This window comes from Pseudomonas sp. (assembly GCF_035497915.1).
Lineage (GTDB): Bacteria > Pseudomonadota > Gammaproteobacteria > Pseudomonadales > Pseudomonadaceae > Serpens.
The window spans coordinates 108,654-122,236 of sequence record NZ_DATJCS010000048.1 but is presented as its reverse complement, the minus strand read 5'-3'; the positions used below and the strand labels follow the sequence as shown (position 1 = coordinate 122,236).

General features: G+C 67.3%; 16 protein-coding genes. 10 read left to right on the top strand and 6 right to left on the bottom strand.

Going from position 1 to position 13,583, the window contains the following annotated elements:
• Positions 1-148 precede the first annotated feature (148 nt).
• The 4 genes from VL129_RS14690 (at position 149) to rimI (ending at position 3,559) form a co-directional block, all read left to right on the top strand.
• Positions 149-643 carry a DUF6160 family protein gene (locus VL129_RS14690; RefSeq protein ID WP_325413969.1) on the top strand — a complete coding sequence of 165 codons (495 nt, stop codon included), beginning with the start codon at positions 149-151 and terminating at the stop codon, positions 641-643.
• Between the two features lie 122 nt (positions 644-765).
• Positions 766-2,316: a 2-isopropylmalate synthase gene (locus VL129_RS14685; protein ID WP_325413967.1), complete on the top strand. Its 1,551-nt coding sequence runs from the start codon at positions 766-768 to the stop codon at positions 2,314-2,316.
• A complete protein-coding gene (locus VL129_RS14680; RefSeq protein ID WP_325413965.1) occupies positions 2,313-3,086 on the top strand; it encodes an energy transducer TonB in 774 nt (257 codons plus the stop codon). Before VL129_RS14685 ends, VL129_RS14680 begins: the two co-directional genes overlap by 4 nt.
• Before the next feature lie 17 nt (positions 3,087-3,103).
• The gene (rimI, locus tag VL129_RS14675; protein WP_325413963.1) at positions 3,104-3,559 is read left to right on the top strand and encodes a ribosomal protein S18-alanine N-acetyltransferase; all 456 of its coding nucleotides are present in this window, start codon (positions 3,104-3,106) and stop codon (positions 3,557-3,559) included.
• Here rimI and VL129_RS14670 read toward each other — a convergent pair.
• On the bottom strand, positions 3,556-4,017 hold the full coding sequence (locus VL129_RS14670; protein ID WP_325413961.1) for a phosphotransferase system, HPr-related protein: 462 nt from the start codon (positions 4,015-4,017) through the stop codon (positions 3,556-3,558). The genes rimI and VL129_RS14670 overlap by 4 nt on opposite strands.
• Positions 4,018-4,109: 92 nt before the next feature.
• Between VL129_RS14670 and VL129_RS14665 the strand changes: the two genes are divergently transcribed.
• Entirely contained in the window at positions 4,110-6,035 is a 1,926-nt protein-coding gene (locus VL129_RS14665; RefSeq protein ID WP_325413959.1) for a bifunctional metallophosphatase/5'-nucleotidase, read from the top strand.
• Here the strand turns inward: VL129_RS14665 and VL129_RS14660 are convergent.
• The 3 genes from VL129_RS14660 to VL129_RS14650 are packed head-to-tail and all read right to left on the bottom strand — an operon-like array spanning position 6,022 to position 7,976.
• Positions 6,022-6,639, bottom strand: coding sequence for a TPM domain-containing protein (locus VL129_RS14660; protein WP_325413957.1), 618 nt, complete (start codon positions 6,637-6,639; stop codon positions 6,022-6,024). The two genes, VL129_RS14665 and VL129_RS14660, sit on opposite strands and share 14 nt — an antisense overlap.
• 12 nt (positions 6,640-6,651) lie before the next feature.
• Positions 6,652-7,380 (bottom strand): TPM domain-containing protein, encoded by a 729-nt coding sequence (locus VL129_RS14655; protein ID WP_325413955.1) that lies wholly within the window; start codon positions 7,378-7,380, stop codon positions 6,652-6,654.
• Positions 7,380-7,976: a LemA family protein gene (locus tag VL129_RS14650; RefSeq protein ID WP_325413953.1), complete on the bottom strand. Its 597-nt coding sequence runs from the start codon at positions 7,974-7,976 to the stop codon at positions 7,380-7,382. Before VL129_RS14650 ends, VL129_RS14655 begins: the two co-directional genes overlap by 1 nt.
• A 125-nt stretch (positions 7,977-8,101) precedes the next feature.
• On the opposite strand from VL129_RS14650, the gene VL129_RS14645 reads away from it, so the two are divergent.
• Genes VL129_RS14645 through phnE form a run of 4 tightly spaced genes read left to right on the top strand, consistent with a single transcriptional unit; the run spans position 8,102 to position 11,338 of the window.
• Positions 8,102-8,956 (top strand): putative selenate ABC transporter substrate-binding protein, encoded by an 855-nt coding sequence (locus VL129_RS14645; RefSeq protein ID WP_325413951.1) that lies wholly within the window; start codon positions 8,102-8,104, stop codon positions 8,954-8,956.
• Positions 8,953-9,750 (top strand): phosphonate ABC transporter ATP-binding protein, encoded by a 798-nt coding sequence (locus tag VL129_RS14640; protein WP_325413949.1) that lies wholly within the window; start codon positions 8,953-8,955, stop codon positions 9,748-9,750. The genes VL129_RS14645 and VL129_RS14640 overlap by 4 nt, the downstream gene beginning before the upstream one ends.
• Positions 9,750-10,574: a PhnE/PtxC family ABC transporter permease gene (locus VL129_RS14635; RefSeq protein WP_414705210.1), complete on the top strand. Its 825-nt coding sequence runs from the start codon at positions 9,750-9,752 to the stop codon at positions 10,572-10,574. Before VL129_RS14640 ends, VL129_RS14635 begins: the two co-directional genes overlap by 1 nt.
• Positions 10,571-11,338 carry a phosphonate ABC transporter, permease protein PhnE gene (gene phnE / locus VL129_RS14630; RefSeq protein ID WP_325413947.1) on the top strand — a complete coding sequence of 256 codons (768 nt, stop codon included), beginning with the start codon at positions 10,571-10,573 and terminating at the stop codon, positions 11,336-11,338. The genes VL129_RS14635 and phnE overlap by 4 nt, the downstream gene beginning before the upstream one ends.
• 107 nt (positions 11,339-11,445) lie before the next feature.
• Here the strand turns inward: phnE and VL129_RS14625 are convergent, their stop codons facing one another.
• A complete protein-coding gene (locus VL129_RS14625; RefSeq protein WP_325413945.1) occupies positions 11,446-11,820 on the bottom strand; it encodes a DUF5064 family protein in 375 nt (124 codons plus the stop codon).
• 149 nt (positions 11,821-11,969) lie between these two features.
• Positions 11,970-12,290: a DUF2288 domain-containing protein gene (locus tag VL129_RS14620; RefSeq protein WP_325413943.1), complete on the bottom strand. Its 321-nt coding sequence runs from the start codon at positions 12,288-12,290 to the stop codon at positions 11,970-11,972.
• 167 nt (positions 12,291-12,457) lie between these two features.
• On the opposite strand from VL129_RS14620, the gene VL129_RS14615 reads away from it, so the two are divergent.
• A complete protein-coding gene (locus VL129_RS14615) occupies positions 12,458-13,582 on the top strand; it encodes a branched-chain amino acid ABC transporter substrate-binding protein (protein ID WP_325413941.1) in 1,125 nt (374 codons plus the stop codon).
• Position 13,583: the final 1 nt, after the last annotated feature.

Here is a 13,583-nt window from a genome sequence, read left to right as displayed (position 1 = left end):
GGAGTTCTACGCCCAGGTGCCGAAGAGCAATATCAGCATCGTCAATCTTTCCCTGAGCAGCGTCAACGTGGGCTCTCAGGCCGTTCGCGGCTTGCGTATCGATTATCTGGACATGCGCACCGTCAATCTGCCGCGCTGAGGAGGTGTCATGCTGCGTTTCGTCTGCCTGCTGAGCTTTCTGTCGCCCCTGGCGCTGGCCGATCTTCGGCCGCTGGAGGAGACCGAACTGGAAGCGGTCAATGGCCAGGATGGCATCAGTATCAGTGCCTCCATCCGCTTCAATCCCAATCCGGCGCTGACGCGCTGCCCGGGCGGCTGCGGTGCCCGTGTCGCGATCCGTCCTGGCCAGAGCGCGGGTGTGATCGCCATCGACAATATCAAGGGCACCTTCAGTTTCGACGGCGTCACCCTGGACATGGTGACCATCGATGGCGGCTTCAACGGTGAAGGTGCGCTGTTCAATCAGGACGCACTCAAGCTTGGATTGCGTGAAACCCAATTCAGCGATGTGCAGTTCACTCTTTCCGGCGCCAATCAGGTCAGCGGCAGCCAGACCGGGCTGCAGCAGACCGATCTGCTGACCTACCACACCAACGGTAAAGTCCAGTTGCGCGGCGATCTGTACATTTTTCCCTCGAACTGACTGCCGCAGGCGCCGATCGGGAATGGATGCTTTCCCATCGGCACGTTTCCGGCCACAATTCGCGGCATGTGGCGGCCGGAGCACCGGGCGCCGGGTTCCGGCTTGAGTTGCGAGGTGCCGACATGGGCAGCAGTGAGCGCGTCATCATTTTCGATACCACCCTGCGCGACGGTGAGCAGAGTCCCGGTGCGTCCATGACCGGTGAGGAGAAACTGCGCATCGCCAAGGCGCTCGAGCGCCTGAAGGTCGACGTGATCGAAGCCGGCTTCGCCATCGCCAGCCCCGGCGATTTTGCCGCGGTGAAGGCCATCGCCGACACCATCAAGGACAGCACGATCTGTAGTCTGGCCCGGGCCCTGGATGCCGATATCGAACGCGCGGCGGAAGCGCTGGCCGGCGCCAATTCGGCACGCATCCACACCTTCATCGCCACCAGCCCCATCCATATGCAGCACAAGCTGCGCATGGCGCCCGATCAGGTGGTGGAGCAGGCGGTGCGCGCGGTCCGCAAGGCGCGCAACCTGTGCGCCGACGTGGAATTTTCCTGCGAGGACGCCGGGCGTTCCGAGCTCGACTTCCTGTGCCGGATCATCGAGGCGGCCATCGATGCCGGCGCCCGCACCATCAACATTCCCGATACCGTGGGCTATGCCATCCCCCATCAATATGGCGAGCTGATCGCTCAGCTGCTGGCGCGCATCCCCAATGCCGACAAGGCGATCTTCTCCGTGCATTGCCACAACGATCTGGGCCTGGCGGTGGCCAACTCGCTGGCCGCGGTGGCGGCCGGCGCCCGTCAGGTGGAGTGCACCATCAACGGCCTCGGCGAACGGGCCGGCAATGCCGCGCTCGAAGAGGTGGTCATGGCCCTGCGCACCCGCCAGGACCTGTTCGGGCTGGACACCCGCATCGAGACCGAGCACATCCTGGCCGCTTCCCGCCTGGTGTCCGGCATCACCGGGTTTCCGGTGCAGCCGAACAAGGCCATCGTCGGTGCCAACGCCTTCGCCCATGAGTCGGGCATTCACCAGGACGGTGTGCTCAAGCATCGCGAGACCTACGAGATCATGTCCGCCGAGTCGGTGGGCTGGAACACCAACCGCATGGTGCTCGGCAAGCACTCCGGGCGTGCGGCCTTCCGCTCGCGCCTCGAGGCGCTGGGCATCGGTTTCGCCAGCGATGCGGAACTGAACGCCGCCTTCGCGCGCTTCAAGGAACTGGCCGACCGCAAGCACGAGATCTTCGACGAGGACCTGCAGGCCCTGGTGACCGATACCCTGGCGGCCGAGGTGCCCGAGCCGTTCAAGCTGAGCGACCTGGCGGTCACCAGCCGGATGGGCGAGATGCCAGTGGCACGCCTGGTCCTGAACCTGGATGGCGTGGAGCGGGAAGCCCAGGCCCAGGGTTCCGGTCCGGTGGACGCCACCTTCAAGGCCATTGAGAGCCTGGCGCACTCCGAGGCGACCCTGCAGCTGTATTCGGTCAATGCCATCACCCAGGGCACCGATTCCCAGGGCGAGGTCACCGTGCGCCTGGAAAAGGACGGGCGCATCGTCAATGGCAACGGCGCCGACACGGATATCATCATTGCCTCCGCCAAGGCCTACCTGAACGCGCTCAACCTGATGCAGGCCGGCGCGCAAAGGGCCCATCCGCAGGCGTCCGGGATTTGATCGACGAAGCGCGCCGCCGCGCCTACCTGCGCGCCATGCAGATTGACAGCTGGGTCGCCTGCCGCACCCTGCCGTTTGCGGCGCCGTCCAACGCCGAGCTGTGGCTGCCGTTACCGGTAGCGGTGCCGGAGCGTTTGCCGGCTGTGGTGCAGGAAACCGCTGTGTCAGTGCCTGCCGCAACGATGCCCCGCGCGGAGCTGCCGCGGCCGCAGCTGCGCCCGCAAGTCCGCCCGGTCAGTGCCGTGGTGGACGAACCAGCGCCCGCGCCGAAGCCGGTGACCCGCAGCAGCGAACTGCCGCGCTTCAGCCAGCAACTGCTGCGTGCCGGACAATGCCTGCTGCTGGTGGAACTGCCCACCGGCGAGACGTTTCAGGGGCGCGATCCCGCGTATCTGCTGCTGCGCGATCTGCTACGCGCCGCCGGCCTGCCGGACAGCCCGCAACTGGTGGGTGAACCGGTGCGCTGGCCGTTCCTACAGGCTGGCAGCCTGGACCAGGGGCCGGAAATGGCCCGCGAGTTCGTGCAGAGTTTCGTTGCCGCGCGCCTGGAAGAACAGGAGCCCTGTGCCTGCCTCTGGCTGATGGGCCCCTCGGCGCTGCGTTTCGCCGGTGATCTGGAACCCGGCGCCTTCCTGCGCGAGCTGCACCACGAGACGCTGGGGCCCGCCTGGACGCTGCCGGGCCTCGATCAGCTGCTGGAACAACCCGCTCTCAAGGCCGAGCTCTGGCGCTCCATGCGCCGGGTGATGCGCCGCTGGCAATCCCATTGAAGTAACGCCGACCCGCCATGACCGACAGCCTGCATTTCCGCCCCATGAACGAAGCGGACCTCGAAACCGTGCTCAAGATCGAGCGCGCGGCCTTCAGCCATCCCTGGTCGCCGGGCATCTTTCGCGACGCCCTGAAGTCGTATGAATGCTGGGTGATGCTTGAGGCTGGCCGCCAGGTTGGCCACGGCGTCATCGACCTGATCCTCGACGAAGCGCACCTGCTGAACATCACCGTGGCGCCGGATTGCCAGGGCAGGGGGCTGGGACTGGCCCTGTTGACGCATCTGATGAGCCGCTCGCGGGAGCGCGGGGGTCAGGAATGCTTCCTCGAGGTGCGCGCCTCCAACCAGAGCGCCTATCGGTTGTACGAGCGTTACGGCTTCAACGAGATCGGCCGGCGTCGCAACTACTACCCGGCCGCCGGCGGCGGTTCCGAGGATGCGCTGGTCATGGCCTGCACGCTGCTCGACTAGCGCTCGTCCTCTTCGTTCTCTTCGTCTTCCTCCTCGTTCGGTTCCTCGTCGGGTCGGCCATCCAGCGGCATGACCCGCGCCATCTCGGCTTCGTCCAGCCCGCCACCCTCGCCGATCTCGGTCTCGTCGACGATGCTCAGGTCCTGATCGGCCGGCAGGCCATGGCCACGCTCGTGGGGTGAGCGCGCGCCGCTCTCGTCGTACAGGGTTTCCGGGCTGAGGTCATCCTGGGTGATGCCGTCCTCATGCACGTCCGGCCCGAGGGATTCTCCGCCGGTCATTCCCGCCTCGCGCTCGCGTTCCGGGGTCAGCTGGTCCAGTTCCTCCCGGGGCGTGGGCTCGCCGAAGCGCCCACTCGGCCCCTGGTCATCGAAATCCAGCTGCTCGATCGAGCCCATGCGGTCTTCCATGGTGTCGATTTCGGAGGGCCCGCTGGGCGGATGCTTCTTGTCGTTCATGGCCAGGACTCCACGGCTGCTCGTGCAGTGGACCGGGCAAAGATGGGATGATTCCGCCGCGCCGGCCGTCGGCGGCGCCCACAGGAGTGAACATGCGCATCATCGGTAGTCTGCTGGCATTGGCCTGCCTCATGGCCAGCCTGGCAAGTGGCGCGGCGGAACGCCGCTTCGTGGTCCTGCACACCAACGACTGGCAATCCCGGTTGCTGGGTTATGGCCCCAACAGCGAATACAGTCCGGATTCCTTGAACGACGACCAGACCGTGGGCGGGGTGGCGCGTCTGGCCAAGCTGTTGCACGAGCGCCGTGCGGCGCTCGGCGAGACGCCGCTGCTGACCCTCGACGCTGGCGATTTCAGCATGGGTACCCTGTTCCACACGGTGACCCGCGAGGAAGGCGGCGAGCTGCGCCTGCTCGGCGCGCTGGGCTACGACGCCACCACCCTGGGCAATCATGAATTCGATTTCCGTCCCGCCGGCCTGGCGCAGATGATTGCCGCCGCCGAGCGGGCAAACGACGCACCGCAGGTGCCCATCCTGGCCAGCAATATCCGCTTCTCCGCCCAGAGCACCGACGACGATGCGCTGGAAGCGCTGCAGCGCGCCGGTCGCATCCAGTCGTACCGGGTGGTAGAGAAGGGCGGCCTGCGTTTCGGCCTGTTCGGACTGATGGGCCGCGATGCCGTGGAAGTCAGCCTGCTGATGGCGCCGGTGACTTTCGCCGACCCGCTGGCCACGGCCCGCGACATGGTGCGCCTGCTGCGCGAGCAGGAGCAGGTCGACGTGGTGATCCTGCTCTCGCACATGGGTGTCAGCGCGCAGCCCGATGGCAGCTGGCGCGGCGAGGACGTCGAGCTGGTCGAGCAGGTGCCGGGCATCGACCTGGTGATCGGTGCGCACTCCCACAGCCTGTTGCGCGAACCGCTGCGGGTCAACGACACCACCATCGTGCAGGTGGGCTCGGAGATCCAGTACCTGGGCGAGCTGCACATGACGCAGGATGCGCAGGGGCGCGCGCAGGTCGAGGCGTACCGCCTGCATGCCATCGACGACCGCATTCCCGGCGATCCCGTCATCGGCCAGCGGGTCGCCGCGTTGCAGCAGGCGGTCAGCCAACGAGTGCTGGCCGCCCACCGCTATGCCTTCGATCAGCCGATGGCCCGGGTGGAGCGCACCCTGACGCGCGCCTACGACGACCCGGTGCTGGGCAATCTGGCCACCGATGCCCTGCGCCGTGGGGCCGGCAGCGATATCGCCTTCACCGGCAACGGCACCCTGCGTGATGAGCTGTACCGCGGCCGCGAGGGCGTGCAGAGCGTGGCGGACCTGTTCCGCGTCGCGCCGCTGGGCATCGGCGAGTTCGACGACCAGCCGGGTTACCCGCTGATCCGCGTGTACTTCACTCCCCGCGAGATCCGCCAGATCCTCGAAGTGCTGCTGCTCGCCTACCAGATGCGTGACAGCGACAGCTACTACCCGCGCGTCTCCGGCGTGAAGTTCACCTACAACCCCTGGCGCATGCCGTTCGATCGGGTCAGCCGCATCTGGCTGGGCGACGCCGAGCGCGGCTATCGCGAGCTGGACCCGGCCGCGCCCGGGCTGATCAGTATCGGCGCCACCAGTTACGTGGGCAGCTTCACCTGGCTGATTCCCGAACTGACCTACGGCCTGTTCGAGGTAGTGCCCAAGGATGCCCAGGGCCGACCGCTGGCCGAGATTCGCGATGCCGTGCTGGATCGCGACCCCGACGCGCCGGGCATCCAGGAATACAAGGAATGGCAGGCGTTTCTCGACCACGTGGCGGCGTTGCCGGCCCGGGATGCCCAGGGGCTGGCGCTGCTCGCCGATCAGGGTGCCGCCGCCGAGCAGCGCATGCTGCGGGTGGCCAGCCTGGCGCCGGCTGAGCTGTTCCGCCACGCCGGCTGGCTGCAATGGACGGCCGCGCTGTTGTGCGGCGTGCTGCTGGCGCTGGTCGGCTGGCTGATCCTGCGCGTGCAGCGCGCGGTCAGGGCAGGATGACCAGGCGGTCGGCCAACTGATTGTGCGGGTGGGTGGCCGGCAGCTTCTCGCGCAGCACCGCGCCGCAGCCCTCGATGCAATCGAGGAAGCCCGGCAGCACCTGGCCCTTGCGCACCTGTGCGGTGAAGCGGTCCACCTGGTCCTGCCAGACGGCGTCGTCCACCCGGCTGGCGATGCCCCGGTCGACGAGGATCTCCACGTAGTGCTCGGCCTCGCTGACGAAGATCAGCATGCCGACGTCGCCGTCGGTGTGATGCAGCTTCTGTTCGAGGAACTGCCGGCGGGCCAGATTGGCGGCGCGCCAGTGGCGCACCGCGCGCGGAGTCAGGCGCAGCCGTAACGCCGGCAGGCGAAACAGCAGGGCCAGGATCACGAAACCCAGCCACTGCGTCAGCAGCAGTTGCCGGGTGCTCCACCAATCGCCAAACAGATTGAGCAAACCGGGCAGCAGCAGGGCGAGCAGGCCGGCCCAGAGCAGGGTGATATAGCGATAGTCGTCGGCCTGCGCGGCCAGCACCGTGACCAGCTCAGCGTCGGTGTCGCGCTCCACCCGTGCGATGGCCTCGGCCACCCGCTGTTGTTCGTGCTCGTTGAGCAGGCTCATCTCGTCTCCCGTCTACCAGCCACCCGAGGCGCCGCCGCCACCGAAGCCACCACCCCCGCCCCCGAATCCTCCGCCGCCAAAGCCTCCGCCGCCGCCTCGGCCGAGCAGGGAACCCAGCGCGGCAGCGGCCATGACCGAGCGCGTCTGCCGGCCCCGACCGCCGATGCCGATGACCGCCAGCATCACCAGGAACACGATGAGCAACACCAGCAGTGGTGGCTGCTCCTGGGCTGGCTGGCCCAGCGCCGGCAGATAGCCCTCCATCGGCTCGCCGCCGATCACCTGGATCATCCCCTCCACTCCGGCGCGAATCCCGCCGGCGAAATCGCCTTGGCGGAACGCCGGGGCGATCAGGTTGTGGATGATCAGCGCACTCTGCGCATCGGTCAGGCGATCCTCCAGTCCATAGCCGACCTCGATGCGGATGCGGCGTTCGGCCTGGGCCACGATCAGCAGCGCACCGTTGTCGCTACCCTTCTGGCCGATACCCCATTCGCGGCCCAGCGTGAGACCGGTTTCCTCGATGCTGCGTCCGCCCAGGTCGGGCAACGTGACCACCACCAGCTGGTCGCCGGTGGCCTGCTCGTGGTCGGCCAGCAGGCGGCTCAGCTCCGCTTCCTGGGTCGCGTCGAGCAGCTCGGCGCGGTCGACCACCCGACCGGTGAGCGCGGGTACCGATGGCTGGGCAAATGCCAGCACGGCCCAGAAGAGCAGGCACAGCCCGGACAGCGCGCGCAGCATCAGAAGCGCACGGCTGGCGCCTGCTCGGCGTCCGGCGCGGTGGCCTCGAAGGTTTCGCGCAGCGGCATGTCGCTGTACAGCAGCGTGTGCCAGATGCGCCCCGGGAAGGTGCGGATCTCGGTGTTGTAGCGCTGCACGGCGGCGATAAAGTCGCGGCGCGCGACCGCGATGCGGTTTTCGGTGCCTTCCAGTTGCGACTGCAGGGCCAGGAAGTTCTGGTTGGACTTGAGGTCTGGATAGCGCTCCACCACCACCATCAGGCGGCTCAGGGCGCCGCTGAGCTGCTGCTGGGCCTGATCGAACTGGCGCAACTGCTCGGGATTGTCCAGCGTGGAGGCATCCACCTGGATGGACGTGGCCCTGGCGCGGGCCTCGATGACCGCCGTGAGAGTTTCCTGTTCCTGCCGAGCGAAACCCTTCACGGTCTCCACCAGATTGGGAATCAGATCGGCGCGACGCTGGTACTGGTTCTCCACCTGCGCCCAGGCAGACTTTACCTGCTCGTCGTAACTGGGAATGTTGTTGATGCCGCAGCCGCTCAGCAGCAGGGCGAACAGCAGCAGAGGGGTATGGCGCAGCAGTGCAAGAGAGGGCATCGCGGCGATCTCCGTCGGCGGGGCATGAAAATGAGCGTAGCCGCATTGAGCCCTTACGCCGCCTGCGCGCGCCTCCTATAATCCGCGCCGCCCGACCCTTTTCCGCTATTGAACCGGAGAATCCCATGCTCAACCGTTCCCTGACGCTGGTCGCCAGTGTCGTCCTGTCCCTGTCCGCCGCATTTACCCACGCCGCCGAGGTGCTGCGCGTATCGGCCATCCCCGACGAAGCGCCCACCGAACTGCTGCGCAAGTTCAAGCCGCTGGGCGCCTACCTGGAACAACAATTGGGCATGCCGGTGAAATTCGTGCCGGTCTCCGATTACGCCGCCGTGGTGGAATCCATGGCCAGCGACCGTATCGACCTGGCCTGGCTGGGCGGTTTTACCTTCGTGCAGCTGCACCTGAAGGATCCCGAGGCGCGTCCGCTGGTGCAGCGCGTGCAGGACCAGGTGTTCACCAGCAAGTTCGTCACCGCCGACCCGCAGGTGAAGTCGCTGGCTGACCTCAAGGGCAAGACCTTCGCCTTCGGCTCGATTTCCTCCACCTCCGGCAGCCTGATGCCGCGCTACTTCATGCTGCAGGACGGCGTGGTGCCGGAAGAGCACTTCAGCCGTGTGGCCTATTCCGGCGCCCATGACGCCACCGCCGCCTGGGTGCAGGCCGGGCGTGCCGACGCCGGCGTGCTGAATGCCTCGGTGTGGGACAAGCTGGTGGCCGGCGGCAAGGTGGATACCGACAAGGTGCGCGTGTTCGCCACCACGCCCACCTACTACGACTATAACTGGACGGTGCGCGGCGGGCTGGATGCCGAGCTGGCGCAGCGCATCCAGGCGGCCTTCCTGGCCCTCGATTCGGCCAACCCGGAGCACAAGGCGATCCTCGACCTGCAAGCCGCCAGCCGCTTCGTCGAGACCCAGCCGGAGAACTACCGCAGCATCGAGCAGGCGGCCCGTTCGGCAGGGCTGCTCAAGGAGTGAGCGTTCGACTGACCGGCGTCGGCTTTGTCCATGCCAACGGGGTGCAGACGCTTTCTGATATCGAGCTGAGCGTGGCGGCCGGCGAACGGGTGGCGGTGATCGGACCTTCCGGCGCCGGCAAAACCACGCTGCTCCATCTGCTGGCCACCCGCTTGCGCCCCAGCCATGGCTGCCTGGAGCTGCTCGGCGAGCAGCCCTGGGCGCTGTCGTCCCGGGCCCGCCAGCGCCTGCGCGCGCGGATCGGCCTGGTGCACCAGACTCCGCCGTTGCCCCCGCGCCAGCGCGTGGTCACGGCGGTGGGCGCCGGTCGCATCGGGCGCTGGTCGACGGGGCGTGCTCTGCTGAACCTGATCCATCCCCTGGACAGCGCCGGGGTACGGGATGCGCTGGCCCGCCTGGACCTGGCCGACAAGCTGTTCGCGCGCTGCGATCAACTGTCGGGCGGGCAGCTGCAGCGGGTGGGTATCGCCCGGGTGCTCTATCAATCCCCTGGGCTGATTCTGGCCGACGAGCCGGTGTCGGCCATGGATCCGGTCCTCGCCGGGCACACCCTGGCGCTGCTCAATCGCGAGGCGGCGCAGCGGGGCATCAGCCTGCTGGCCAGCGTGCATGCGGTGGAACTGGCGCTCGAGCATTTCCCACGCATCGTCGGCGTGCGCGACGGACGGATTCTCTTCGACCGCCCCGCGGCCGAGGTGACGGCCGCCGAGCTGCAGGCCCTGTACGCCAATGCGCAACTGCAGGCCGCGCCCGAATCCCTTGCGCCGCCGCCCTCCATCATTCCGCGCTGCTGATGAATACCGTGCCCCGAGACCCGGCGGCCCTGCCACGGCTGCTGCTGACCCTGCTGGCGCTGGCCTTGCTCTGGCCTGGTCTGTCGCTAAGTGAACTGGACCTGACGGCGCTGTTCCGCGCGGACAACGCCAGCGTGATGGGCAGCTTCCTGTCCGGTTTCTGGCCGCCGGCCCATGACACATCCTTTCTGCAGCTGCTCTGGCAGGCCACCCTGGAAACCCTGGCCATCGCCACGGCCGGCATGTGCCTGGCGTTGCTGATCGGCATGCCCTGCGCGCTGCTGGCCAGCCGGGCGCTGTCGCTGTCGGCGCTGCCGCGCGGCGGCCGGCCGGCCTGGTGGGCCATCGCGCTGCGCTGGCCGGTGCGGGCGCTGCTGATCGTGCTGCGCAGCGTGCCGGAGATCGTCTGGGCGCTGCTGTTCGTGCGCGCCGTCGGCCTCGGGCCGACCGCCGGGGTGCTGGCCATCGCCATCACCTACAGCGGCATGCTCGGCAAGGTCTACGCGGAAATTTTCGAGTCGGTGGACCCGCGTCCCACCCGCGCGTTGTTGGGGGCGGGGAGCGGACGGCTGGCCGCCTTCGCCTATGGCGTGCTGCCCAATGCCGCCTCGGAAATGCTCTCCTACACCGTCTACCGCTGGGAGTGCGCGATTCGCGCCTCGGTGGTGATGGGCTTCGTCGGCGCGGGTGGGCTGGGCCAGCAGATCGACCTGTCGCTGCGCATGTTCGCCGGCGGCGAGGTGGCCAGTATGCTGCTCACCTTCCTGGGGCTGGTGCTGCTGGCCGACCGCCTCAGCCGGCTGCTGCGGGAGCGCTACACATGACCCGTATCGGCAATGGTCTGCTGCTGGCCGCCTTGCTGCTGGCGGTGCTCTGGTCCTTCCAGTTCCTCGATCTGGACTTCGCCAACCTGGTCAGCGCCGATGGGCTGAGCCAGATGGCCGACTACGCCAGCGGTTTCCTGTCGCCGGATTTCTCCGCGCCGCACCTGAGCGCCATCGGCCGCGGCGCGCTGGAAACCCTGGCCATGTCGGCGCTGGGCACCCTGCTGGCCGCGCTGCTCGGGCTGGCGCTGGCGCTGCCGGCCTCCGGACGTTATGGGGTGCTGGCGCTGCAGGCTTCGCGCTTGCTGCTCAATGCCTTGCGGGCCATTCCGGAGCTGGTCTGGGCGGCGCTGATGGTGCTGGCCGCCGGGCTCGGGCCGAACGCCGGCACCCTGGCGCTGGCGCTGCACACCGCCGGGGTACTGGGTCGGCTGTTTGCCGAGGCACTGGAGAACACGCCGTCCGAACCGGCCGACGCGGTGCGCCTGGCCGGGGGCGGGCGGGTCGCCGCATTCTGCTACGGCACGCTGCCGGGCGTCTGGCCGCAACTGGTGGCCTATACGCTGTACCGCTGGGAGAACAACATCCGCATGGCCAGCGTGCTCGGTTTCGTCGGCGCCGGCGGGCTGGGGCAAATGCTCTACATCAGCCTGAGCCTGTTCCAGGAAGCCCAGGCCGCCACGGTGATCCTCGCCATGCTGCTGCTGGTGCTGGGCGTGGATGCGCTGAGCGGCTGGACGCGCCAGCGCTGGGTGAGTCAATAAGTGCGAGCGCGCTTGCGCCTGTGGGAGCGGACTTGTCCGCGAGCTTTTCCTTGGCTGATACCAGAAGCTCGCGAATGAATTCGCTCCCACAGTGCACCACGCGCCGCTCACACCGTCGGCGGCTTGTCCTGCGCCACATGTTCCAGATCCACCGGCTCGCCGGGCTGCAGAGCCAGGCGTTCGCGGATGTCCTCGAACATCCGATCAAACTCCGCGTGGTCCGACAGAATGGGGCTGTGCTCGGCCACCGGCAGGCCGTGGCGTTCGGCGATGCGGGCCACCTGGCTGGCGAAGTTCGGGGCCGTGTCGCGGTGCAGGCGCAGCTCCTCGGCGAAGGGCTTGCCCTCCAGCTCGCCCGAGAGATGCAGGCAGAGCATCGGCCCTTCCCGGGCGTCCTGCTGCACGTCGTAGTGCAGGTCGAGGTGCCAGGCGGGCGAATCGCCCGGCAGGCTGGCACGGTGCAGATGGCCCGGTTCGAACATAAGCGCCTCGGAAGCGGGGAAGGGTTTCCTCAGCCTAGGCGTCATTTGCCTTTTTGGAGGAGCGGCTTTAGCCGCGAAGGCTGCGGGGTATGCAAGAGCATCGCGGCTGAAGCCGCTCCTACAGGTCCTGCGGATGCTGAAGCCCCGTTTCAGTGCATCGCCGCGCTGCCGGCCCGCTCCTGCACCAGCACCCAGGGCGCCACCACCACGGCCCACAGGTGGGGGTCGCGGCGCTGCCAGTCTTCGGCGTGCTCGGCGCTGATGCGTTCCACCTGCCCCGAGGTCAGCCAGGCGGCGACTTTCGGCTGGTCATCCTCTGCCACGGCTTCGGCCACTTCCACCAGATCCAGGCTGGCATCGATCCACAGCAGGCTGCCCTTGGCGAAGAAGGGTTGCAGTTCCTGCCAGCGGATCGTGGCGGTTTCGCCTAGCAGCTTGGCATAAAGAGTGCTTTGAGTATGCGCGGACATGAAATTCACCGGATTGAGCGGGCGGGCATGATACCCGTCCCGCCGGTATGGCAAAACCGGTGGGGCGTGGCGGCTTCCCAAGCCGGGAAACCGCCCTCTACACTCAGCGGGCACTGCCTGTGGTTTCAGTCATCCGGATGACAACAATCAACAAGAGTGGAACAGCTATGACCAAGTCGACACAGCATCTGCGTACGTTCGTTACCGCAATGGCCCTGGCCGGCTGCGCCAGTCAGGCCCTGGCCGCCGACAACATCAGGATCGCCCTGGCCGGACCGGTGACGGGTGCCGTTGCGCAGTATGGGGAAATGCAGTTCGTTGGCGCGCGCATGGCCATCGAGCAGATCAACAAGGCCGGCGGCGTGAGTGGCGCCCAGCTTGAAGGCGTGGTCTACGACGACGCCTGCGATCCCAAGCAGGCCGTGGCCGTGGCCAACAAGATCGTCAACGACGGCATCTCCTTCGTGGTCGGCCACCTGTGTTCCAGTTCCACCCAGCCCGCCTCGGACATCTACGAGGACGAAGGCATCCTGATGATCACCGCCGCCTCCACCAGCCCGGACATCACCGCGCGCGGCTACCAGATGATCTTCCGCACCATCGGCCTAGACAACCTGCAGGGCCCGACCGCCGGCAACTTCATCGCCGACACCGTCAAGCCCAAGGCTGTGGCCGTGGTGCACGACAAGCAGCAGTACGGTGAAGGCATCGCCACCGCCGTGCGCGACACCCTCAAGGCCAAGGGCATCAATGTGGTGGCCTTCGAAGGCATCAACGCCGGCGACAAGGACTTCTCCGCGCTGATCGCCAAGCTCAAGCGCGCCAATGCTGATTTCGTCTATTACGGCGGCTACCACCCGGAACTCGGCCTGCTGCTGCGCCAGAGCAAGGAACGTGGCCTGGCCGCGCGCTTCATGGGCCCCGAGGGCGTGGGCAACAAGGAAATCTCCGCCATCGCCGGCCCGGCCTCCGAAGGCCTGCTGGTGACCCTGCCGCGCTCCTTCGACCAAGACCCGAAGAACAAGGCGCTGGTCGAGGCCTTCAAGGCCAAGAAGGAAGACCCCAGCGGTCCGTTCGTTTTCCCGGCCTATGCCGCCGTGCAGGTGATCGCCCAGGGTATCGAGAAGGCCGGCAGCACCGACACCGAGAAGGTGGCCGCCGCCCTGCGCGCCAACACCTTCGAAACCCCAACCGGCACCCTGGCCTTCGACGAGAAGGGCGACCTGAAGGATTTCAACTTCGTCGTCTACGAATGGCACCAGGACGGCACCAAGAGCGAAGCCACCAAGTAAG

Excerpts from the sequence above, each read along its gene's own strand:
- VL129_RS14665 (WP_325413959.1), top strand. The coding sequence starts at position 4,110 with ATGCGCATCATCGGTAGTCTGCTGGCATTGGCCTGCCTCATGGCCAGC.
- VL129_RS14645 (WP_325413951.1), top strand. The coding sequence starts at position 8,102 with ATGCTCAACCGTTCCCTGACGCTGGTCGCCAGTGTCGTCCTGTCCCTG.
- VL129_RS14655 (WP_325413955.1), bottom strand. The coding sequence starts at position 7,380 with ATGCTGCGCGCGCTGTCCGGGCTGTGCCTGCTCTTCTGGGCCGTGCTG.
- VL129_RS14635 (WP_414705210.1), top strand. The coding sequence starts at position 9,750 with ATGAATACCGTGCCCCGAGACCCGGCGGCCCTGCCACGGCTGCTGCTG.
- VL129_RS14670 (WP_325413961.1), bottom strand. The coding sequence starts at position 4,017 with ATGAACGACAAGAAGCATCCGCCCAGCGGGCCCTCCGAAATCGACACC.
- VL129_RS14685 (WP_325413967.1), top strand. The coding sequence starts at position 766 with ATGGGCAGCAGTGAGCGCGTCATCATTTTCGATACCACCCTGCGCGAC.
- VL129_RS14615 (WP_325413941.1), top strand. The coding sequence starts at position 12,458 with ATGACCAAGTCGACACAGCATCTGCGTACGTTCGTTACCGCAATGGCC.
- phnE (WP_325413947.1), top strand. The coding sequence starts at position 10,571 with ATGACCCGTATCGGCAATGGTCTGCTGCTGGCCGCCTTGCTGCTGGCG.
- VL129_RS14690 (WP_325413969.1), top strand. The coding sequence starts at position 149 with ATGCTGCGTTTCGTCTGCCTGCTGAGCTTTCTGTCGCCCCTGGCGCTG.
- rimI (WP_325413963.1), top strand. The coding sequence starts at position 3,104 with ATGACCGACAGCCTGCATTTCCGCCCCATGAACGAAGCGGACCTCGAA.
- VL129_RS14650 (WP_325413953.1), bottom strand. The coding sequence starts at position 7,976 with ATGCCCTCTCTTGCACTGCTGCGCCATACCCCTCTGCTGCTGTTCGCC.
- VL129_RS14660 (WP_325413957.1), bottom strand. The coding sequence starts at position 6,639 with ATGAGCCTGCTCAACGAGCACGAACAACAGCGGGTGGCCGAGGCCATC.
- VL129_RS14620 (WP_325413943.1), bottom strand. The coding sequence starts at position 12,290 with ATGTCCGCGCATACTCAAAGCACTCTTTATGCCAAGCTGCTAGGCGAA.
- VL129_RS14625 (WP_325413945.1), bottom strand. The coding sequence starts at position 11,820 with ATGTTCGAACCGGGCCATCTGCACCGTGCCAGCCTGCCGGGCGATTCG.